Here is a 21,488-nt window from a genome sequence, read left to right on the forward strand (position 1 = left end):
GATAAACGCAGCTGTCCTGGCCAGGTAGCAACTCAGGTGACAACCCATGAATGATTTACAGCTCGACGAATTCAAGACCGACGAAAATGCCGCCATGGTGTTGCTGGTGGACGACCAGGCCATGATCGGCGAAGCGGTTCGGCGTGGGTTGGCGAATGAAGAAAACATCGACTTCCACTTCTGCGCCGATCCGCACCAGGCCATTGCCCAGGCGATCCGCATCAAGCCCACGGTGATCCTCCAGGACCTGGTGATGCCGGGGCTGGACGGCCTGACCCTGGTGCGCGAGTACCGCAACCACCCGGCGACCCAGAACATCCCGATCATCGTGCTCTCGACCAAGGAAGACCCGCTGATCAAGAGCGCGGCCTTTGCCGCCGGAGCCAATGACTACCTGGTCAAGCTGCCGGACAACATCGAGCTGGTGGCGCGGATCCGCTACCACTCGCGCTCCTACATGACCCTGCTGCAACGTGACGCCGCCTACCGGGCGCTGCGGGTCAGTCAGCAGCAGTTGCTGGACACCAACCTGGTGCTGCAGCGGCTGATGAACTCCGACGGCCTGACCGGGCTGTCCAACCGCCGGCACTTCGACGAATACCTGGAGCTGGAGTGGCGCCGGGCGATGCGCGAGCAGAGTCAGTTGTCATTGCTGATGATCGACGTCGACTACTTCAAGATCTACAACGACACCTTTGGCCACCTGGAGGGTGATGAAGCCCTGCGTAAAGTGGCCACGGCGATTCGCGAGGCCAGCAGCCGGCCTTCGGACCTTCCGGCGCGCTATGGCGGCGAGGAGTTTGTGCTGGTGCTGCCCAACACTTCACCGGGCGGGGCGCGGCTGGTGGCCGAGAAGCTGCGCCAGACCGTCGAAGCCCTGAAGATTCCCCATAACGCCCCCGTGGAAGGCTCCAGCCTGACCATCAGCATCGGACTTTCCACCATCACCCCGCAGCCCAACAGCCATTGCCGGCAGTTGATTTCGGCGGCGGACAAGGGGTTGTACCTGGCGAAAAACAATGGCCGCAATCAGGTCGGGATCGAGTAGGCGGGTTGGGCGTGCGCTCTAGGCGTCAGCCATTGGCGTGGCCGGCGCCTGATCCTGTGCGACCTCCACCAGGGTGTCTCTGAACAGGTAGTAGCTGTGGCTCGCGGTGTGCCGACAAGTGAGCTTTACCGCTTCGATGCGATAGGTGGTGTAGGTGTTGAGTGTCTTGTCGATGAACCAGTTGTTCAGCAGGTTGCCAGGGGCGATCGGGTAGTCGCCAAAGCGGTAGTCCATGTAGCCGCCCCTATGGACGTGGACCCAGCGACAGCTGAACCTGGCCTGCAGCCATTGGGTTCGCTCACCGACCTCATCCACCAGCATTCTTGTGCGGTAGTAGATCCACCACCACAAAAAGATCAGCCAGGGCACGACCAGGGCGCAGGCCAGCGCTGGTGAGACCATCAGCCAGATTCCCATCAATGGCATAAAGGCCAGTGCGCTGAAGAGCGCGGCGAAAAACGCCTGGACGCCTCTCCCGTTTCGCCGCTCCCTGCGCTGGATCTCTTCTATTTCGGCGTTGTTGAGTGTGCGTCCCATGAGCCTACTGCTTGCGTGTCATTTCAGGCGGCATTGTATTGCGCCGGCCGGTCTCAAGGGCGCCGTGATTTTACGTCGCGGCCTGTGAGTATCGAAGGCGATGTGACTGCCGGACAGGGTTTGCAGGTCAGTGAGGGCAATGAAATTCAGTGTGCACTTGGATTTCAGTGGGGCTGTCGCTGAAATTAGATGGCCGATTGGCCGCTAAAGCCGCTAAGCGGGCTGCCGTGATTCGGTGATTCCGTTATAATCGCCGGCTTTCAAAAGTTCGCCAACGAGTGCCGCCCCCCATGGAAATCAACCCGATCCTGAACACCATCAAGGACCTGTCCGAGCGCTCCGAAACTATTCGGGGGTATCTTTGACTACGATCAAAAGCATGAGCGTCTGACCGAGGTCAATCGCGAGCTTGAAGATCCGAGTGTCTGGAACAAACCCGAATACGCCCAGGAACTGGGGCGCGAGCGCGCTGCCCTGGCGCAGATCGTCGAGACCCTGGACGAGCTGAATGGCGGCCTGGCCGATTGCCGCGACCTGCTGGACATGGCGGTCGAAGAAAACGACGAAGGCGCGGTGGGCGATGTCGTCGCCGAGCTGGCCCGTCTCGAGGAAAACCTCGCCAAGCTAGAATTCCGCCGCATGTTCAGCCACGAAATGGACCCGAACAACGCCTACCTGGACATCCAGGCCGGCTCCGGCGGCACCGAGGCCCAGGACTGGGCCAACATCCTGCTGCGCATGTACCTGCGCTGGGCCGACAAGCGCGGTTTCGACGCCACCATCATGGAGCTGTCCGCCGGTGAAGTGGCCGGGATCAAGGGCGCGACCGTGCACATCAAGGGCGAATACGCCTTTGGCTGGCTGCGTACCGAGATCGGTGTACACCGCCTGGTGCGCAAGAGCCCGTTCGACTCCGGCAACCGTCGCCACACTTCGTTCTCGGCAGTGTTCGTTTCGCCAGAGATCGACGACAAGGTGGAAATCGAAATCAACCCGGCCGACCTGCGGATCGATACCTATCGTTCCTCCGGTGCCGGTGGTCAGCACGTAAACACCACCGACTCGGCCGTGCGTATCACCCACGTACCGACCAACACCGTGGTCAGCTGCCAGAACGAACGTTCCCAGCACGCCAACAAGGACACCGCCATGAAAATGCTGCGGGCCAAGTTGTACGAGCAGGAAATGCAGAAGCGCAACGCGGCTTCCCAGGCCCTGGAAGACACCAAGTCGGACATCGGCTGGGGTCATCAGATTCGTTCGTACGTGCTCGACGCGTCGCGGATCAAGGACCTGCGCACCAACATCGAACGCAGCGACTGCGACAAGGTGCTCGACGGCGACATCGACGAATACCTGGAAGCCAGCCTGAAATCCGGCCTGTAAAAAGACGCGATACAGGATCGGCTGATTCAACGCGATCCCTGTAGGAGCCAGCTCTGCTGGCGATCCCCGGGCCGCAAGGCCCGGGGGCAACGAACCTGATGGAATATCTAAAGACATGAGCGACCAACAACTCGACCCGCAAGCCCTGCAACAGGAAGAGAACTCCCTGATCGCCCTGCGCAAGGAAAAGCTTGCTGCCGAGCGCGCCAAGGGCAATGCCTTCCCGAACGACTTCCGCCGCGAAAACTACTGCCAGGACCTGCAGAAGCAGTACGCCGACAAGACCAAGGAAGAGCTGGCGGAGGCTGCAATCCCGGTCAAGGTTGCCGGTCGCATCATGCTCAACCGTGGCTCGTTCATGGTGATCCAGGACATGACCGGGCGCATCCAGGTCTACGTCAACCGCAAGACCCTGTCCGAAGAGACCCTGGCCGCGGTGAAAACCTGGGACATGGGCGACATCATTGCTGCCGAAGGCACCCTGGCCCGTTCCGGCAAGGGCGACCTGTACGTTGAAATGACCCAGGTGCGCCTGCTGACCAAATCCCTGCGCCCGCTGCCGGACAAGCACCACGGCCTGACCGACACCGAGCAGCGCTACCGCCAGCGCTACGTTGACCTGATCGTCAACGAAGACGTGCGCCAGACCTTCCGCGTACGTTCGCAAGTGATCGCGCACATCCGCAGCTTCCTGATGAAGCGCGACTTCCTCGAAGTCGAAACGCCGATGCTGCAGACCATTCCTGGCGGCGCCGCGGCCAAGCCGTTCGAAACCCACCACAACGCCCTGGACATGGAAATGTTCCTGCGTATCGCCCCCGAGCTGTACCTCAAGCGCCTGGTGGTCGGTGGTTTCGAGAAGGTGTTCGAGATCAACCGCAACTTCCGTAACGAAGGCGTTTCGACCCGGCACAACCCTGAATTCACCATGTTGGAGTTCTACCAGGCCTACGCCGACTACGAAGACAACATGGACCTGACCGAAGAGTTGTTCCGTGAACTGGCGCAGCTGGTGCTGGGCAGCACCGACGTGCCGTATGGCGACAAGGTGTTCCACTTCGGCGAGCCGTTCGCCCGTCTGTCGGTATTCGACTCGATCCTCAAGTACAACCCCGAGCTGACCGCCGACGACCTGAACGACATCGACAAGGCGCGTGCCATCGCCAAGAAGGCCGGGGCCAAGGTGCTGGGCTTCGAAGGCCTGGGCAAGCTGCAGGTGATGATTTTCGAAGAGCTGGTGGAGCACAAGCTGGAACAGCCGCACTTCATCACCCAGTACCCGTTCGAAGTGTCGCCGCTGGCTCGCCGCAACGACGACAACCCCAACGTCACCGACCGCTTCGAGCTGTTCATCGGCGGCCGCGAAATCGCCAACGCCTACTCCGAGCTCAATGACGCGGAAGACCAGGCCGAGCGCTTCATGGCCCAGGTGGCGGACAAGGACGCCGGCGACGACGAAGCCATGCACTACGACGCCGACTTCGTTCGTGCCCTGGAATACGGCATGCCGCCCACCGCCGGTGAAGGTATCGGTATCGACCGCCTGGTGATGCTGCTGACCAACTCGCCGTCGATCCGCGACGTGATCCTGTTCCCACACATGCGGCCGCAAGCCTGAATGTCGTGAATATGAAGCCGCCTTTGACAGGCGGCTTTTTATTGTCTGGTTGGAACTGACGTACCGCTTCTAATTCTGTGTGATTTTTCAGAGGGAATACCTGTCGTGAACCGCGCAATTGCTCAAGAAGGTGCAGCTGGCATCGCCACTGCGGTGGCTGAAAGCGTTCAGTACCAGGGGCGCAAGGCCAGCCGACAGGGCAGCGAACAGCGCAGACAGGAGATTCTCGACGCCGCCATGCGCATTGTCGTGCGTGACGGTGTGCGGGCCGTGCGTCACCGCGCGGTGGCCGCCGAAGCCGGTGTGCCCTTGTCGGCCACCACCTATTACTTCAAGGATATCGATGACCTGCTCACCGATACCTTCGCCCAGTACGTCGAGCGCAGCGCGGCCTACATGGCCAAGCTGTGGGCCAGCAACGAAGGGTTGCTGCGCGAGATGGTCGCCTACGGTGATGGCAGCCCAGCGTCGCGCGCGCAATTGGCCGATGACATTGCCCGCCTGACCGCCGACTACGTACAGCGCCAGTTGTACACCCGCCGCGAGCACCTGATGGCCGAGCAGGCGTTCCGCCAGGAGGCGCTGCTCAATCCGCGCCTGGCGCAACTGGTGCGCTCGCACCAGCAGATCCTGTTGCAGGGCACCTGCCAGTTCTTTCAGGTCCTGGGCTCCCGGGAGCCGCAGCAGGATGCCAAGGTGTTGACGTCTATAATCGGCCGGATGGAATATCAGGGCCTGCTCAACGACAGCGAGCCGCAGGCGGAGGAGGAGATGCTTGGCATCCTCACCCGCTACATGCATCTGGTGCTGGCTTCGGTCTGATTTATCCGTCCCGGGCTGTGCAGCCGGCGTCAGCGGCTAGAGTGATTCTGGTGTTCAAGGGAGAGTTGCATGCAAGCCTGGCGCGTCCTGATGGCTCTGGCGTTTCTTCTGCTCAGCGGTTGCCTGGTGGTCTTCAAGGAGCCACTGCCTGCCGAGCAGGCGGCGCCTGCCGCGTTGCTGGGCAAGTGGGCCAGCCAGAACGCCTGGGGCGAGCCGCTGAACATCGAACTGCGCCAGATCGGCCCCAACCGCTATCGGGCCGCGAGTTTCCCCGGTGGCACGGCGCGCCCGCGCGATACCTACGAGTTCACGGTGGCGCAACATGGCAATCGCTGGTATCTGTCGGCCGCGGTGCCCCAGGCCTTCGGCGGGCACTACAGCATTGCCGGGTTCGAACTGACGGCCAGGCACGAACTGGTGCTCTATACCCTGGACCTGGAACAGATGCGCCAGTCCCTGGGTCAAAAGGCCCTGAGCGGGCAATCCATGCCCACGGCCGAAGGCGAGGGGGTGCTGATCAGCAGTCCGTTGCCCGAGGTCTTCGCTTACCTTGACGACCCCGCCAACTCCGACCTGTTCGTCGAGACGGCACGTTTCAAGCGCGTGGCCCGCTGAGCCTGCGCCACAGACCCAATCAATAGGAACTTCCGGTGGACGACTACCAGCAGACGATACGCACTTTGTCCGATCGCATAGTGCTGGCGCAGACCCCGATCCGCGTACTGGATGCGGTGAAGTGGGACGAGAACATCCGCAAGGGCTTTCTCAAGGCCAAGGGCAAGGAATTGCCCGCCGTGGATCGCGCCTATTACGAAGGACGGCCGCTGTCCTTCGATTCCGGAGCGGTAAAGCTCGAATTCCAGAACATCGAGCGCGACATCACCCGGCAACTGGGCCAGTTCAGCCCGGTGGGGCAGATCATGCGCCGCATGTGCAAGGAATACCGCATGGTGGTGCGCATGCTCGAAGCCCGGGGCACCGGCGACTTCGGGCTGATCTCCCAGGAGCTCTACGGCGCCGCGTCCGATGCCTTCCACGCCGGCGATCCGACCCTGGCGGACCTCGGGCTGATGATGTCCGACTACCTGAACAACATCGACGGGCGCGGCGACCTCAAGGACGAACCCAAGGTCCTCAGCGCCAAGCAGGCGGTCGGCCTGTTGCAGGGCCGGCTGAACAAGGTGTTCGGCGAGGCCGAGGAAACCATCCGCGTGTTCGAGTCCGACGGTATCGTCGCCGACGCCGCAGCGGGCGCCGACTACATCAAGATCCGCAGCGACGCGATGTTCAACGAACGCGATGTGCGGGCCCTGGAAGTCCATGAAGGACTGGTGCATGTCGGCACCACCCTCAATGGCCTGAACCAGCCGATCTGTACCTTCCTGGCCAAGGGGCCGCCCTCGTCCACGGTGACCCAGGAAGGCCTGGCGATCCTCATGGAGATCATCACCTTCGCTTCCTACCCGAGCCGCCTGCGCAAGCTGACCAACCGCACCCGGGCCATCCACATGGTGGAGGAGGGGGCGGACTTCCTGCAGGTGTTCGAGTTTTTCCGCGAGCAGGGGTTCGAGATGGCCGAGAGCTACGGAAACGCCAGCCGGGTGTTCCGCGGTTCGGTGCCCACGGGGCTGCCGTTTACCAAAGACTTGTCCTATCTCAAGGGCTTCATCATGGTTTACAACTACATTCAGCTGGCCGTGCGCAAGGGCAAGCTGGAGCAGATCCCCTTGCTCTTCTGCGGCAAGACCACCCTGGAAGACATGCGTACCTTGCGCCAGTTGGTGGATGAAGGCCTGGTGGTGCCGCCCAAGTACCTGCCGGACCAGTTCCGTGACCTGAATGCCCTGTCGGCCTGGATGTGTTTCTCCAACTTCCTCAACCACCTGAGCCTGGACCGGATCGAGGCGGACTACTCCAATATCCTTTGAATCTTTCCGGGGGGCACACATGGACGTACTGCTAGCTGCACGGAGTGGCCGATGATGCGCATCCTGGCCGCGCTGACCTTGTTGCTGTGCCTCAATGGTTGCAGCTCGCTGCTGTTCTATCCCGAACCCGGGCTGCCATTCACTCCCGAACGGGCCGGGCTCGAATACCGTGACGTGACCCTGACCAGCGCCGACGGCCTCAAGCTGCACGGCTGGTGGCTGCCGGCCAAGCCGGGGGTGGCGGTCAAGGGCACGGTGCTGCACCTGCACGGCAACGGCGGCAACCTGGCCTGGCACCTGGGGGGCAGTTGGTGGTTGCCGGAGCAGGGCTATCAGGTGCTGCTGCTGGACTATCGCGGCTATGGCCTGTCCGAGGGCGCGCCGAGCCTGCCGGCGATCTACCAGGACGTCGACGCTGCGTTCAAGTGGCTGGACCAGGCCCCTGAGGTGCAAGGCAAACCCCTGATCGTGCTGGGGCAAAGCCTGGGTGGCGCGCTGGCGATCCACTACCTGGTGGAGCACCCCGAGCGTCAGGCCCGGCTCAAGGCCATCGTCCTCGATGGCGTGCCGGCCAGTTATCGCGATGTCGGGCGTTATGCCCTGAGTACCTCCTGGCTGACCTGGCCGTTGCAGGCGCCGCTGTCCTGGCTGGTGCCGGACAGCGACAGCGCGGTTTACCTTCTGCCGCGCCTGACTGGGGTGCCGAAACTCATCTACCACAGCATCGATGATCCGATCGTGCCCCTTTCCAACGGCATCCGCGTGTATCAAGCTGCGCCCCCGCCCAGGGTCCTGCAACTGACTCGCGGCGGCCATGTGCAAACCTTTGCCGATCCGACCTGGCGCAGCGTGATGCTGCGCTACCTCGATGATCCGCAGCATTTCGACGGGTTGCGTCGGCTGGGGGAAATCCCCAATTATCCGACGCCCCCGAATTCAGCCGTTGAACCTCCAGAGAGTCCGCAATGAGTGAAGAACGCAACGCCATTCCCATGATCATCACCGGTATCTGCAGCATCATCGTTACCGTGGGCAGCCTGTGGTACTACGGCTATCTGCACTTCGCCAAACCGGAGGACGCGCTGCTGCTCAGCGACTTCACCATGCTCAAGACCGTGCCGGGCGAGGACTACAAGATCTCCCTGCAACCGGCCGATGAAGTGGCCCAGTGCATCGATGGCGTGCTGGTGCTGTTCGACACCCAGCAGAAGGGCCTGACTGGGGTCCTGGTGAACAAGAAGAAGCAGGCCGTGCGCTGCATGGGCCAGGAGACGCCCCAGCTGCAGCAGTGATCTGCAGTTTTTTTGCAGGAGCCGGCGTGCCGGCGAAGACGCACACAAAAACGCCGCCGACCTGAACAGGTCGGCGGCGTTGTGTTTCACCTGCCTATATAAGGCAGAGGCTCATCAGTTGCGGCTGATGGCCGAACGTGGTGCCACCGGCTGGTTGTCGTTGGAAATGGTCACTTCCACGCGACGGTTCATGGCGCGACCGGAAACGCTGCCGTTATCGGCCACCGGATACTCCTTGCCATAACCCTGGCTGACGATGCGCGACGGGTCGACACCCATGCGGATCAGGGCCATCTGCACCGAACCGGCACGGCGCTCGGACAGGGACTGGTTGTAGGAATCGCTGCCGGTGCTGTCGGTGTAGCCTTCGACGATCACCTTGCGGTCCGGGTTCTGCTGGAGGAATTGCGCCAGCTTGTTGATGTTCACCAGGCCGCTGGACTTCAGGTCGGACTTGTTGGTGGCGAACAGCACGTCACCGAAGGTCACCAGGGTGCCGCGATCGGTCTGCTTGGCGTTGAGGCTGTCCTGCAGCTGCTTGATCTGCGCGTCACGGGCCTCGAGGATCGCGCGGGCGCGCTGGTCGCCGGCGTCCTTGAGCTTGGCTTCGGCGGTGCGCAGGGCAATGGTTTCCTTGGCCACTTCAACCCGCTGGTTGGTCAGGTAGGCCAGCTGGTCGACTTTCTTCTCGTCTTCCTTGTTCAGGTAGGCCTTGTCGGCCTTGTCCATCCAGTCGGCGGCGTCCTTGGTTTCCAGGGCCGCGACCTTGCTCGCCTGCGGGTTGGCTTGCAGGCCGGAGAAGTTGGTCCGGGCGTTTTCCAGGTTGGCGTTGGGTGGGGTGGAGCACGCCGCCAGGGCTACGCTCATGGCCAACAGGGCAGGGATCATCAGTTGTTTGCGCATAATGGTTCGTCCTTTCAATCAAATACGAGTACGTGGGAATCGGCGGCGGCTTACTGCACGCTGCGCATACCTTCCTGACGCAGTTCCTGAACGCCTTTCTGCGAGTCCTTCAGCGCCTGCTCGGCCTTGGCGGCCTGGGCCTTGCGCTCGGCGACACGGGCGTCCCACTCGGCTTGTTCGGCCAGGCGGCGGGCTTCGTCGTACTTCTTGTCGTGCATGGCAATCTCGGCTTGCTTGAGCTTGTCCTGGGCCGACTTCATTTCCACGGCGGCGAATTCGGTACCGCCTGCGCTCACTGCGCTATTGACCGCAGATTGCGTGACCGCGTACTGCTCGGAAGGCGGGTTACCGGCACAACCGGCCAGTACCATGCTGCTACCGAGGGCCAGCGCGGCCAGCTTCAGCCCGCGCAGAGAGGTGAACGAGGATTTGGCAGTGCTGATCTTCATGGTCTTCAACTCCATTGGGTAACTCCTGGAAAACATCAATGTCCATCCCGGTCCTGGCGCCGTGGTGCTGAGTGACGAGCGCTGATGGCAAAATTTGAAACGGCCGTTCCAGTGATGGCTACTGGGTGTGACCCGAGGCTTTTTTGAATAGTTCAGAGAAAGATGGCGATTGGCCGGAAAAAAACTGACGACTCGGACAGGGCTCTAAATCGGGAACTTTTGCCGTGCAGCGGGGTATCCCCGGCCCTGCTCAGGGCTGGGGACGATGAAGTTCAACGGGAGTTGGAGAGGGCGCCGACTCAGTGCTTCGGCTTGTCGGACTGGCTGGCCATGAGCTGCAGATGCTGGCGTGACAGGGCCAGGAAGCGTGGGGTCGGACCGATATCCTCGTAGAGCGGATCGCCTTCCTCGTCGGTGGCCACCACCTGCCGACCCTGGATGTAGGGGAAGCTGGCTTCCAGCTCTTCCAGGGCGGCGCCAATCAGTTCGCCGAGCAGTTCCTCGGTCTGGCGTTTGGGGTACATCTCGGAGAGGGCGGCCAGGCGGGCGGCGGCTTCCACGTCCAGGTGAATCCGGTAGGCGGTTTTGCTCAGGCGCCCCTTGGCGTTTTCTTCCCAATGTTGTGCCAGTTCACGGATTTTCATGTTGACCTCGATGAACGCCTGCTTGTGGCAGGTTGGGTTGAGTAACCGGCCGGGGCCGGTGCGTGGCCCTTGTGCGGCCTACCCTTGAGACTAGTCCCATCGGCCAGGGTTGGCCCGGGGTGAGGTTGCACGCTTGCTAAGGCAGGCGTGCAAGCGGCACTCTTGAGCCTTCCGTGCCGCCTTGAGTCTGCTGGAGACCACCTCGATGACCGATATTGATGCGCGCTTGCGCGAAGACGTTCACCTCTTGGGAGAACTGTTGGGCAATACCATCCGAGATCAGTACGGGGAGGCTTTCCTCGACAAGATCGAGCAGATCCGCAAGGGCGCCAAGGCCGATCGCCGGGGCTCGCCTGGTGCCGAATTGAGCGCCAGTCTCGATTCGCTGAGCGAAGACGAACTGCTGCCGGTGGCCCGGGCCTTCAACCAGTTCCTCAACCTGGCGAACATCGCCGAGCAGTATCAGTTGATTCACCGTCGCGACGAGTCGCAACCGGCGCCCTTCGAAGCCCGGGTACTGCCGGAGCTGCTGGCGCGCCTGCGGGCCGAGGGCCACTCCGCCGATGCCCTGGCCCGGCAATTGGCGCGTCTGGAGATCGAGCTGGTGCTCACCGCTCACCCCACCGAAGTGGCGCGCCGCACCCTGATCCAGAAGTACGATGCGATAGCCGCGCAGCTGGCGGCCCAGGACCATCGCGATCTCACCAGTGCCGAGCGCGGGCAGATTCAGGAGCGCCTGCAACGGCTGATCGCCGAGGCCTGGCACACCGAGGAAATCCGCCGCACCCGGCCGACCCCGGTGGATGAGGCCAAGTGGGGGTTTGCGGTGATCGAGCACTCGCTGTGGCAGGCGATCCCCAATTACCTGCGCAAGGCCGACAAGGCGCTGTTCGAAGCCACCGGCCTGCGTTTGCCCCTGGAGTCGGCGCCGATCCGTTTCGCTTCGTGGATGGGCGGCGACCGTGACGGCAACCCCAATGTCACTGCCAGCGTGACCCGCGAAGTCCTGCTGCTGGCGCGCTGGATGGCCGCCGATCTGTATTTGCGTGACGTCGATCACCTGGCCGCCGAGCTGTCCATGCAGCAGGCCAGCCCGGCCCTGCTGGCCAAGGCCGGGGACAGTGCCGAACCCTACCGTGCGTTGCTCAAGCAACTTCGCGAGCGCCTGCGGGCCACCCGCAACTGGGCCCAGGCGGCGCTTGGCGCGGCGGTGCCGGCCGGGCCCGAGGTGTTGCAGAACAACCGCGAGCTGCTCGAGCCCTTGCAGCTGTGCTACCAGTCGCTGCATGAATGCGGGATGGGCGTGATTGCCGATGGCCCGCTGCTCGATTGCCTGCGCCGGGCGGTGACGTTCGGCCTGTTTCTGGTGCGTCTGGATGTGCGTCAGGACTCCAGCCGGCATACCTCGGCCATGACCGAGATCACCGATTACCTGGGCCTGGGGCGCTATGCCGACTGGAGCGAAGAGGACCGCATCACCTTCCTCAATCGCGAACTGGCCAGCCGGCGGCCGTTGCTGCCGGGCTACTTCAAGCCTTCGGCGGACACTGCCGAAGTGCTTGCCACTTGCCGCGAGATCGCCCAGGCGCCGGCGGCGTCCCTGGGTTCCTACGTGATTTCCATGGCGGGGGCGGCCTCCGATGTGCTGGCGGTGCAGTTGTTGCTCAAGGAGTCCGGGGTCCTGCGGCCGATGCGCGTGGTGCCGCTGTTCGAAACCCTGGCGGACCTGGACAACGCCGGCCCGGTGATGGAGAAACTGCTGCACTTGCCGGGCTACCGCTCGCGGCTGCAGGGGCCTCAGGAGGTGATGATCGGCTACTCGGATTCGGCCAAGGACGCCGGGACCACCGCGGCCGCCTGGGCGCAGTATCGGGCGCAGGAGCGGCTGGTGGATATCTGCCGTGAGCAACAGGTGGAGTTGCTGCTGTTCCACGGCCGCGGCGGTACTGTGGGACGCGGCGGTGGTCCGGCCCACGCGGCGATCCTGTCGCAGCCGCCGGGTTCGGTGGCGGGGCGTTTCCGTACCACCGAACAGGGGGAAATGATCCGTTTCAAATTCGGCCTGCCGGACATTGCCGAGCAGAACCTCAACCTCTACCTGGCCGCCGTGCTGGAGGCGACCCTGCTGCCGCCGCCACCACCGGAACCGGCTTGGCGTCACCTGATGGACGAACTGGCCAGCGACGGGGTCCAGGCCTATCGCGCGGTGGTGCGCGACAATCCGCAGTTTGTCGAGTACTTCCGCCAGTCCACCCCGGAGCAGGAGTTGGGCCGCCTGCCCCTGGGCAGTCGTCCGGCCAAGCGCCGGGCCGGTGGGATTGAAAGCTTGCGGGCGATTCCGTGGATCTTCGGCTGGACCCAGACCCGCCTGATGCTGCCGGCGTGGCTCGGCTGGGAGGCGGCCTTGAGCAAGGCGCTGGCCCGGGGCGAGGGTGAGTTGCTGGGGCAGATGCGTGAACAGTGGCCGTTCTTCCGCACCCGCATCGATATGCTGGAAATGGTGCTGGCCAAGGCCGATGCGGACATTGCCCGCTCTTATGACGAGCGCCTGGTGGAGGCGGAACTGCTGCCATTGGGTGCGCATTTACGCGACCTATTGTCGCAGGCCTGCGCGGTGGTCCTGGGGTTGACCGGACAGTCGCAATTGCTGGCCCACAGCCCCGATACCCTGGAGTTCATCCGCCTGCGCAATACCTACCTGGATCCGCTGCACTTGCTGCAGGCGGAGCTGCTGGCGCGCTCGCGCCAGCAGGAGGCGCCGCAAGGAAGTCCCGTGGAACAGGCGTTGCTGGTCTCCGTGGCCGGTATCGCCGCCGGTTTGCGCAACACCGGCTGAGGCGGCAGAGGGCTGTTTGCCTGCTCTGGCGCAGCCCTGATCAGGACAAACCCAAGGTGTCGCTCAGATTCATCTGGCGACACTTTGTTATGGGGTTGCGACTTGTTCTACCCGGCCAAAGTGGCATAAAAAGGCCGGGTTCCTCCGACTTTCGACTGCTTGTGCGGGCTGTGTCGGCTGTGTATCTTGATCAGCCTTTGGCCGTTTGGGCGGTCATCACCCTATTTTTGAGATTGGCCCCACGAGGCGAATCCGAGCGTTTCTAAATAAAAAATTGAGGAGCACATCGATGCGCGTAATTCTGCTGGGAGCTCCCGGGGCCGGTAAAGGTACTCAGGCAAAGTTCATCACCGAAAAGTTCGGCATTCCACAGATCTCCACCGGCGACATGCTGCGTGCTGCGGTCAAGGCCGGCACCGAGCTGGGCCTGAAGGCCAAGAGCGTGATGGACAGCGGTGGCCTGGTGTCCGACGACCTGATCATCAACCTGGTCAAGGAACGCATCAGCCAGCCTGACTGCGCCAAGGGTTTCCTGTTCGACGGTTTCCCGCGCACCATTCCTCAGGCCGAAGCACTGGTCAAAGCCGGTGTGGAACTGGACAACGTGGTGGAAATCGCTGTCGACGACGAAGAGATCGTCCAGCGTATCGCCGGTCGCCGTGTACACGAGGCGTCGGGCCGTGTGTACCACACCGTCTACAACCCGCCGAAGATTGCCGGCAAGGACGACATCACCGGTGAAGACCTGGTGCAGCGCAAGGACGACACCGAAGAAACCGTGCGTCATCGCCTGTCGGTCTATCACTCCCAGACCAAGCCGCTGGTGGAGTTCTACCAGCAACTGGCCTCGACCCAGGGCAAGCCGAAGTACAGCCACATCCCGGGTGTGGGTTCGGTGGAAGTGATCACTGCCAAGGTACTTGAAGCCCTGAGCTGAATTACCTGATCGTTTGATCGTTCAACGGCCCGCTTGCGGGCCGTTGCTGTTTATAATGCGTCACTTTTTTCAATGCCGATGGAACCCCGAATGAGCACCTTGCTGGCCCTGGACACCGCGACTGAAGCTTGCTCCGTTGCTTTGCTGCATGACGGCAAGGTCACGAGCCATTACGAGGTGATCCCGCGCCTGCATGCGCAGAAGCTGTTGCCGATGATCAAGGAACTGCTGGCCAATGCCGGTACCACCTTACAGGCGGTGGATGCGATTGCCTTCGGCCGTGGGCCGGGCGCCTTTACCGGTGTGCGCATCGCCATTGGCGTGGTGCAGGGGCTGGCCTTCGCCCTGGAGCGTCCGGTGCTGCCGGTGTCCAACCTGGCGGTGCTGGCCCAGCGCGCCCTGCGTGAGCACGGTGCGACTCAGGTGGCCGCGGCCATCGATGCGCGCATGGATGAAGTCTATTGGGGCTGTTATCGGGAAACGGCCGGCGAGATGCGCCTGGTCGGGGCCGAAGCCGTGCTGGCGCCGGAAGTCGCGAGCTTGCCGGCAGGCGCCAGTGGTGACTGGTTTGGCGCGGGCACGGGCTGGGGGTATGGCGAGCGCATTGCCGTCACGCTCAGCGCTCGGGACGCGGGCATGCTGCCCCATGCCGAAGACCTGCTGACCCTGGCGAAATTTGCCTGGGAGCGGGGCGAGGCGATTGTCGCCGACGAGGCTCAGCCGGTCTATCTGCGGGATAAGGTGGCCACGCCCAAAGCCCGTTGAGGGTGCTCCAAGTGTTTGCGGTTGTTCAGATTTTTTCTGCCGACAGCCGCCAATCGTCTGTTTTTCAGCATCCTTCCTGCCCGGTTTTAAACCTTTTGGCTTTTCTGTGTTCTAGTTATCACTCGGGCATTTGCTAAGTCGCAGCAGTGCCGCTAAATTGCCATCATTGATCCCGGGCTTTTCAGTATGCGCATAGACGGCATCTCCTCGCAGTCCTACCCCATCAAGCGCAAGCCTCGCAAAGGCCCGGTGCTGGTAGACGAGTCTCTGGACGATGCCGATGCGGTCGAAGTCCAGCCCGAATCCCAAAGCCGTTCCCAGGCTTCTGCCTCCCGCACCGGTAATCTCCCCGCCCGTCCTCAGGACATGATCTTCCAGCGCGCGATGAAAAAGAGCGTGGCCAATGCTCTGGCCAGCTACTTGACCACCGCCGGCTTTGTCGATTGGGACCTGGAAGTGGTGGGGCTCGACCTGCACATCTGATGCTGCCTTATTTCCTCGGTTGTCCTTCCTGGAGCGAAAACGCCTGGCGTGAGTACCTGTATCCGCAAGATGCCCGAGCGAATGATTTCCTCGGCCTGTATTCCCAGGTCTTCAACGCCGTCGAAGGCAACACCACCTTCTATGCCCGTCCCGCGCCAACCACGGTGCAGCGCTGGGCCGAGATCATGCCCGAGCACTTTCGCTTCACCGCCAAGTTTCCCGGCGATATCAGTCACGGCGGTGACCTGCGCCAGCAGTTGAGCGCAGCCGAGACCTTTGTTCAGTTGCTCAGCCCGTTGGGTGAGCGGGTCTCGCCCCTGTGGTTGCAACTGCCGGCCAGCTTCGCGCCCCAGCGCCTGGCGGAGCTGGCGGGGTTTATCGATGGTCTGCAGCGGCCGCTGGCGGTGGAGGTCCGGCACCCGGAATTCTTTGCCAAGGGCGATGCCGAGCGCAGGCTCAACCGATTGCTGCGCGAGCGGGGTGTGGAGCGCATCTGCCTGGATCCGCGGGCCCTGTTCAGTTGTACGTCCAGCGCTCCGGCAGTGCTGCATGCACAGTCGAAAAAGCCCCGGGTGCCGCCACGGCCGGCGGCCTTCACGCAGTTTCCCCAGGTGCGTTTCATCGGCCATCCGGAGTTGGAGGCCAACGATCCGTTCCTGCTGCCCTGGATCGACAAGGTCGCCACCTGGATCGAGGAAGGGCGCACGCCCTATGTGTTCCTGCACACCTCGGACAACCGCCTGGCAGCGGAACTGGCCCGACGTTTTCACGCTCGGCTGATGCAACGTTTGCCTGGCTTGCCCGCGTTGCCTGAGTTATACAGAGAGCCCGCCGCGGAGCAGCTCGGCCTGCTCTGAGGCGGTTTCACCGCCTTTTTCAGGAGCGAGCAAATGGACGCGCAATCCCTTCGAGCCAACGTTTTCAAGGCCCTGCACGAGCGTGCCGGAGCCTTTGTCATTCCCAATCCCTGGGATGCCGGTTCCGCGAGGATGCTGGTCGGCCTCGGTTTCGAAGCGCTGGCCACCACCAGCGCGGGCAACGCCTTCTCTCTAGGGCGCCCGGATGCCGAGGGCGCGGTCAGCCTGGAAGACACCTTGAACAACGTCCGCGGGATCGTCGACGCCAGCAGCCTGCCGGTGGCGGCGGACCTGGAAAACGGGTTTTCCGACAGCCCTGAAGGCTGCGCCCAGGCGCTGTTGCTGGCCGCGGCCAGTGGGGTGGTGGGCGGTTCGATCGAGGATGCCAGCGGGCGTGCCGACGAACCCATTTATGACTTCAATCTGGCCGTGGAGCGCATCGAGGCCTGTGTCGTGGCAGCCCGTAGCCTGCCATTTCCCTTCACCCTGACGGCTCGGGCGGAGAATCTGCTCCACGGTCGTGACGATCTGCCTGACACCATCCGCCGTTTGCAGGCCTTTGCCGAAGCCGGGGCCGATGTGCTCTATGCACCGGGGTTGCGCAGTGCCGAGGAAATCCTGCAAGTGGTGCGGGCCGTGGCCCCCAGGCCGGTGAACGTGCTGATGTCCGGCGGCCTCAACCTGAGCGTGGCGCAACTGGCGGAGCTGGGGGTCAAGCGCATCAGCGTCGGTTCCGCCCTGGCTCGGGCAGCCTATGGCGCCTTCTACCGCGCGGCTGAGGACATTCGCGATCACGGCCGCTTCGATTTTGCCGAGCGGGCGATGCCGTTTAGGCAGATCAATCAATTGTTCAAGCAGCCATGAACAGGGGGGGCATGTGCGGAGGCTGAAAGTGTTGGGCGCCGTGTTGCTGTTGTGCGCCCTGTTGTTGCTTGGCATCCGCTTGGGCTGGTTGCCGGTGGCTGATGCGTGGAACCCCTGGGCGCCGCTGGATGTGCAAGCCAAGCCCAATCTGCTGACCCGTTTCAAGCTGGCGCGGCTGCGGGACGATCCGCAGCTGTGCGATGAGGTGCTGGGGCGCTCCGGTTTGCGCACCAGTCGCCAACCCGACAGTCGTGGCGATGTCGCCTGTCCGCTGAGCAATACCTTGCGGGTGCAAGGTGGGTCGGTGGCGTTGAGCAGCAGCTTTCTCGCCAGTTGTCCGCTGGCGGTGGCGTTTGCCCTGTACGAGCGCCATGGACTGCAGCCGGCGGCGCAGGCGGTGTATGGGCAGCGAGTGGCGCGGGTCGATCATCTGGGCAGCTTTGCCTGCCGCAATATGTACAGCCGCGAGAAGGGGGCGCGCAGTCAGCATGCCAGCGCCAACGCCCTGGATATTGCCGGCTTTCGTTTGAGCGATGGACGCAGTATCAGCGTGCTGCGGGATTGGCCCAAGGACAGCAGTGAAGGGCGCTTCTTGCGATTGGCCCGGGACGGCGCCTGCGATGCGTTCAATGTGGTGCTGGGGCCGGACTACAACAGCGCGCACCGCAACCATTTCCATCTGGATGTGGGGCCTTGGTGGGTGTGTCGCTAAACAGCGGCTCAGGCGGCGATGCGCAGGTTCTGCAGAATCAGCGGGCGTGCCCAGCCGATGTCGAAATCCATCTGCCGTTGCTGTTCGATGAGCTCCTCCGGTGGGAACGGTTCGGCCGGCTTGTCCAGCAGATCCAGCTCGAATTCGGCAATCGGCAGGTGCAGCGGGCGCGGCTCCGGCGCAGGACCTGGAGCAGGCACTGGCTGACCGGCGTTGAGCACGAGCGGCCGTACCCAGCCACTTTCGAAATCCTGCTGGCGTTGCTGGGCGACGATTTCTTCTGGCGGGAAAGGCGTAGCGGGTTTGTCCAGCAGCTCCATTTCGAATTCGGCAATCGGCAGGAACAGCGGCTCGGGAGGGCGAACTTCGGTTTCCTGCACGTCGCAGTGGCGCTGATTGACGATCTGCGCCAGCACGTCGCTACCGCCCGCCGGTTCTACCGGCCCATCGACGGCAACCGCCGGCAGCCCTTCAACGCTCGCGCCATCTCCCCGTTGCTCGGCCAGGGCCTGGGCAAAGAAGTCCTGCCACAGATGGCTGACGCCGCTCAGTGCCTGGGAGTTGCGTAGGCCATAGTCGCCGTGGCGAGAGATATAACCTATCGATGTGCGTTGAATGTCTGACATTGCTCTCGGTCGACGCTTGAGCTCTGGCAAAATGGCCGATAGTTCTGTTATCGGCAGTTTTTGCCGATCATTAATTTTTTGAGTGTGGTTTCAGATGAATGAGCAACCCGCGGCCTGCCGCATCCAAGTCGAGGCCCTGGGCGCTGGCTTCGAGCCCCTGGCGCGGCAATGGGCCGAGCGCCTGGGCCTGCCCTTGCAGATCGACGAGCCGGAGTTCGCGCTGCAGGTCGGTGAGCAGGGCCTGCAATTGCAGCAGTTGGGGGCGGATGCGCCGGGGCCGGTACGGGTCGACTTCGTCGAAGGCGGCGCAGCCCATCGACGCCTGTACGGCGGCGGCAGCGGACAGATGATCGCCAAGGCGGTGGGGGTGGCTCAAGGCGTGCGCCCCCGCGTGCTGGATGCGACGGCGGGGTTGGGCAAGGACGGGTTTGTCCTCGCCACCCTGGGGTGCGAGATGAGCCTGATCGAACGTCAGCCATTGATTGGCGCGCTATTGGAGGACGGCCTGGCCCGTGCCGCGCTGGACGCCGAAGTGGCGCCGATCGTGGCTCGCATGCATTTGCTAAAGGGCAACTCCATCGAACTGATGCGCAACTGGGAAGGCGAGCCGCCTCAAGTGATCTACCTCGATCCGATGTTTCCCCATCGGGAGAAAAGCGCGCTGGTGAAAAAGGAAATGCGCCTGTTCCGCCCGCTGGTGGGGGACGACAACGATGCGCCGGCGCTGCTGGCGGCGGCCCTGGCCCTGGCCAGCCATCGGGTGGTGGTCAAGCGCCCGCGCAAGGCCCCGTGCATTGACGGGCCCAAGCCGAGCCACGGGCTGGAGGGCAAGTCCAGCCGCTACGACATCTACCCGAAGAAGGCCCTCAAGGCCTGATCCCCCTAGGGCCCGGCTTGCCGGCGAAGGCTGTCTTAATGGCCCGCTCGCTGGCAGGCCAGGGCCTGCTCAACCCAGCTGCTACGGCCTGTAGGCGCGGATGAACAGCGCCACCACTTCCTGCACGTGCTCTTCCGCCGCGTCGCCCCTCAGCGGCTCGCCGCAGCCATAGAGCAGGCGGAAGTTCGCCCCGCCCTTGAGCATGCAGAAGAAGTGCTCGGCGGCATTGCGCGGCTTGTCGATGTGCAAGGTGCCCAGCTCATTGATTCGCCTCAGCAGCCGTTCCATGCCTTGCAACACGCGTTCTGGGCCGGCTTCGATGAACATCTGCGAGAGCTTGGGATCCTGATTGCCCAGGGCCATGATCAGGCGATGCAGGTTCACCGACTCGTCGCTGTTGATCAGTTGGTGAAAGCCTCTGGCGATGTTCAGCAGGACGCTTTCCACCGACGTGTCGGGCGTCAGTTCGTAGATCAGCGTCGGCAATTGCTCTTCGCACTTGGCCACCACCGCGGCGGTGAACAGGGTCTCCTTGTCATTGAAGTGGCTATACACCGTGAGCTTTGAAACGCCGGCTTCGGCGGCGACCGCATCCATGCTGGTACTGGCGTAGCCATTGCTCAGAAACAGGTTTTTCGCTGCTTCGAGAATGGCCTGGCGCTTGGCCAGATCTTTGGGCCTGCCTGGCCCAACGTTTGCGGAAAGATTGTCGGACATTTTTCGCTGTTAATACTGGACTGGTGAGTTTGCTATTAATAACATACCGGCCAGTATAATTATTCAAAGCACCATTAGCGAAGGGTCGCCGCCATGTTCCGCTATGCCTTGCCAGTCAGCCTGGCTTTTTTTCTGTCTGCTTGTGGGCACGAAGAGCCCGTTCAAATTGGCATCCGACCGGCCATGGTGGTCCAGCCAGAGCCTTCGGCACGGGCTTCGGACAGTTATCCCGGCGAGGTGCGCGCCCGTTACGAACCCGAGCTGGCATTCCGCATTGGCGGCAAGGTCAGTCGACGACTGGTTGAGGAAGGCGAGCGGGTCAAGGCCAATCAACCCCTGGCCGAACTCGACCCGCAGGACGTGCGCCTGCAGCTTGAAGCCACCCGGGCCCAGGTCACGGCGGCCAGCGCCAACCTCAATCTGGTGCGTGCCGAGCGCGATCGCTACAAGACCCTGCTGGACCGGCAGATGGTCAGCCGCTCCCAGTACGACAATGCCGAAAACCTCTACCGCGCCGGTGAAGCGCGGCTGAAGCAGATCAAGGCCGAGTTCGACGTGGCCAACAACCAGGCCGGCTATGCCGTGCTGCGTGCGCCGCAGGACGGCGTGGTGGCCAAGCGTGCGGTGGAAGTGGGGCAGGTGGTGGCGGCCGGGCAGACGGTCTTCACCCTGGCCACCGATGGCGAGCGCGAGGTGCTGATCAGTTTCCCCGAGCAGAATTACGGTCGCTTCAAGGTCGGCCAGCCCGTGTCGGTCGAGCTCTGGACCCAGCCGGGCCAGCGCTTCGACGGACGTATCCGCGAGCTGTCGCCGGCTGCCGATCCCAAGTCCCGGACCTTCGCCGCGCGCATTGCCTTCACTGCCGGCAAAGTGCCCGCCGAGCTGGGCCAGAGCGCCCGGGTGTTTATCCAGAACGCCGATGCGCTGTCGCTGTCGGTGCCGTTGTCGGCCTTGACTGCTGAAGGTGGCGCGACCTTCGTCTGGCGGGTCGATGCCAACAACACCCTGCACAAGACCCCGGTGCGGGTCGGCGCCTTTGGCGAGAAGAGCGTGCCGGTGCTCGAAGGCTTGAGTGCCAGCGATTGGGTGGTGGCTGCCGGCGTGCATGTGCTCCATGAGGGCTTGCAGGTGCGCCCGGTGGATCGTGACAACCGTATGGTTAACCTGGCGGCCAAGGAGTAGTCCCG

The 21,488-nt window shown here is 63.0% G+C and carries 23 protein-coding genes; 17 read left to right on the forward strand and 6 right to left on the reverse strand.

What is annotated here, in order from left to right; genetic code table 11:
- Positions 1-46 precede the first annotated feature (46 nt).
- Positions 47-1,048: a response regulator gene (locus tag POS17_RS05680; protein WP_016967768.1), complete on the forward strand. Its 1,002-nt coding sequence runs from the start codon at positions 47-49 to the stop codon at positions 1,046-1,048.
- 18 nt (positions 1,049-1,066) lie between these two features.
- Here POS17_RS05680 and POS17_RS05685 read toward each other — a convergent pair whose 3' ends face one another.
- Positions 1,067-1,450: a hypothetical protein gene (locus tag POS17_RS05685; RefSeq protein WP_231979007.1), complete on the reverse strand. Its 384-nt coding sequence runs from the start codon at positions 1,448-1,450 to the stop codon at positions 1,067-1,069.
- A gap of 425 nt (positions 1,451-1,875) precedes the next feature.
- On the opposite strand from POS17_RS05685, the gene prfB reads away from it, so the two are divergent.
- The 7 genes from prfB to POS17_RS05720 all read left to right on the forward strand — a co-directional run bounded on the left by prfB (position 1,876) and on the right by POS17_RS05720 (position 8,631).
- A protein-coding gene (gene prfB, locus POS17_RS05690) for a peptide chain release factor 2 (protein WP_108544449.1) occupies positions 1,876-2,971 on the forward strand; the annotation gives its coding sequence in 2 pieces (ribosomal slippage) (positions 1,876-1,947 and positions 1,949-2,971; 1,095 coding nt in all).
- A gap of 115 nt (positions 2,972-3,086) precedes the next feature.
- Positions 3,087-4,589, forward strand: a complete 1,503-nt coding sequence (gene lysS / locus POS17_RS05695; RefSeq protein WP_060837731.1) for a lysine--tRNA ligase — start codon at positions 3,087-3,089, stop codon at positions 4,587-4,589.
- Between the two features lie 105 nt (positions 4,590-4,694).
- On the forward strand, positions 4,695-5,411 hold the full coding sequence (locus tag POS17_RS05700; protein ID WP_060837732.1) for a TetR/AcrR family transcriptional regulator: 717 nt from the start codon (positions 4,695-4,697) through the stop codon (positions 5,409-5,411).
- Positions 5,412-5,480: 69 nt separating this feature from the next.
- Entirely contained in the window at positions 5,481-6,026 is a 546-nt protein-coding gene (locus tag POS17_RS05705; RefSeq protein WP_060837733.1) for a hypothetical protein, read from the forward strand.
- A gap of 35 nt (positions 6,027-6,061) precedes the next feature.
- Positions 6,062-7,339 (forward strand): flavohemoglobin expression-modulating QEGLA motif protein, encoded by a 1,278-nt coding sequence (locus tag POS17_RS05710; protein ID WP_060837734.1) that lies wholly within the window; start codon positions 6,062-6,064, stop codon positions 7,337-7,339.
- Positions 7,340-7,393: 54 nt separating this feature from the next.
- Positions 7,394-8,308, forward strand: a complete 915-nt coding sequence (locus POS17_RS05715) for an alpha/beta hydrolase (protein ID WP_060841879.1) — start codon at positions 7,394-7,396, stop codon at positions 8,306-8,308.
- Positions 8,305-8,631, forward strand: a complete 327-nt coding sequence (locus POS17_RS05720; RefSeq protein ID WP_016967760.1) for a hypothetical protein — start codon at positions 8,305-8,307, stop codon at positions 8,629-8,631. The genes POS17_RS05715 and POS17_RS05720 overlap by 4 nt, the downstream gene beginning before the upstream one ends.
- 114 nt (positions 8,632-8,745) lie before the next feature.
- On the opposite strand, the gene POS17_RS05725 is transcribed toward POS17_RS05720, so the two are convergent.
- From POS17_RS05725 to POS17_RS05735, 3 genes are all read right to left on the reverse strand, one after another.
- The gene (locus POS17_RS05725) at positions 8,746-9,534 is read right to left on the reverse strand and encodes an OmpA family protein (RefSeq protein WP_016967759.1); all 789 of its coding nucleotides are present in this window, start codon (positions 9,532-9,534) and stop codon (positions 8,746-8,748) included.
- 50 nt (positions 9,535-9,584) lie between these two features.
- A complete protein-coding gene (locus POS17_RS05730) occupies positions 9,585-9,998 on the reverse strand; it encodes a DUF4398 domain-containing protein (RefSeq protein ID WP_016967758.1) in 414 nt (137 codons plus the stop codon).
- A gap of 284 nt (positions 9,999-10,282) precedes the next feature.
- Positions 10,283-10,627: a hypothetical protein gene (locus POS17_RS05735; RefSeq protein WP_060837735.1), complete on the reverse strand. Its 345-nt coding sequence runs from the start codon at positions 10,625-10,627 to the stop codon at positions 10,283-10,285.
- Between the two features lie 205 nt (positions 10,628-10,832).
- Here POS17_RS05735 and ppc point away from each other — a divergent pair, with 205 nt between their 5' ends.
- The 7 genes from ppc to POS17_RS05770 all read left to right on the forward strand — a co-directional run bounded on the left by ppc (position 10,833) and on the right by POS17_RS05770 (position 18,081).
- On the forward strand, positions 10,833-13,463 hold the full coding sequence (gene ppc / locus POS17_RS05740; RefSeq protein WP_060837736.1) for a phosphoenolpyruvate carboxylase: 2,631 nt from the start codon (positions 10,833-10,835) through the stop codon (positions 13,461-13,463).
- A gap of 289 nt (positions 13,464-13,752) precedes the next feature.
- Complete coding sequence (gene adk / locus POS17_RS05745) at positions 13,753-14,400, forward strand: adenylate kinase (RefSeq protein WP_060837737.1); 648 nt, start codon at positions 13,753-13,755, stop codon at positions 14,398-14,400.
- Between the two features lie 90 nt (positions 14,401-14,490).
- Positions 14,491-15,165 (forward strand): tRNA (adenosine(37)-N6)-threonylcarbamoyltransferase complex dimerization subunit type 1 TsaB, encoded by a 675-nt coding sequence (gene tsaB / locus POS17_RS05750; protein WP_060837738.1) that lies wholly within the window; start codon positions 14,491-14,493, stop codon positions 15,163-15,165.
- A gap of 186 nt (positions 15,166-15,351) precedes the next feature.
- Positions 15,352-15,648 (forward strand): hypothetical protein, encoded by a 297-nt coding sequence (locus tag POS17_RS05755; RefSeq protein WP_060837739.1) that lies wholly within the window; start codon positions 15,352-15,354, stop codon positions 15,646-15,648.
- The gene (locus POS17_RS05760) at positions 15,645-16,505 is read left to right on the forward strand and encodes a DUF72 domain-containing protein (protein ID WP_060841880.1); all 861 of its coding nucleotides are present in this window, start codon (positions 15,645-15,647) and stop codon (positions 16,503-16,505) included. The genes POS17_RS05755 and POS17_RS05760 overlap by 4 nt, the downstream gene beginning before the upstream one ends.
- 33 nt (positions 16,506-16,538) lie before the next feature.
- Entirely contained in the window at positions 16,539-17,369 is an 831-nt protein-coding gene (locus POS17_RS05765; protein WP_060837740.1) for an isocitrate lyase/PEP mutase family protein, read from the forward strand.
- Between the two features lie 13 nt (positions 17,370-17,382).
- Positions 17,383-18,081 carry an extensin-like domain-containing protein gene (locus POS17_RS05770; RefSeq protein ID WP_060837741.1) on the forward strand — a complete coding sequence of 233 codons (699 nt, stop codon included), beginning with the start codon at positions 17,383-17,385 and terminating at the stop codon, positions 18,079-18,081.
- 8 nt (positions 18,082-18,089) lie between these two features.
- Here POS17_RS05770 and POS17_RS05775 read toward each other — a convergent pair whose 3' ends face one another.
- Positions 18,090-18,707 carry a hypothetical protein gene (locus tag POS17_RS05775; protein WP_060837742.1) on the reverse strand — a complete coding sequence of 206 codons (618 nt, stop codon included), beginning with the start codon at positions 18,705-18,707 and terminating at the stop codon, positions 18,090-18,092.
- Positions 18,708-18,801: 94 nt separating this feature from the next.
- Here POS17_RS05775 and POS17_RS05780 point away from each other — a divergent pair, with 94 nt between their 5' ends.
- Positions 18,802-19,584, forward strand: coding sequence for a class I SAM-dependent methyltransferase (locus tag POS17_RS05780; protein ID WP_060837743.1), 783 nt, complete (start codon positions 18,802-18,804; stop codon positions 19,582-19,584).
- A gap of 81 nt (positions 19,585-19,665) precedes the next feature.
- Here POS17_RS05780 and POS17_RS05785 read toward each other — a convergent pair whose 3' ends face one another.
- Positions 19,666-20,301 (reverse strand): TetR/AcrR family transcriptional regulator, encoded by a 636-nt coding sequence (locus POS17_RS05785; RefSeq protein ID WP_060837744.1) that lies wholly within the window; start codon positions 20,299-20,301, stop codon positions 19,666-19,668.
- A gap of 93 nt (positions 20,302-20,394) precedes the next feature.
- Between POS17_RS05785 and POS17_RS05790 the strand changes: the two genes are divergently transcribed.
- Positions 20,395-21,483 (forward strand): efflux RND transporter periplasmic adaptor subunit, encoded by a 1,089-nt coding sequence (locus POS17_RS05790; RefSeq protein WP_060837745.1) that lies wholly within the window; start codon positions 20,395-20,397, stop codon positions 21,481-21,483.
- The last annotated feature ends 5 nt before the right edge of the window (positions 21,484-21,488 follow it).

The organism is Pseudomonas sp. Os17 (genome assembly GCF_001547895.1).
Taxonomy (GTDB): Bacteria; Pseudomonadota; Gammaproteobacteria; order Pseudomonadales; family Pseudomonadaceae; genus Aquipseudomonas.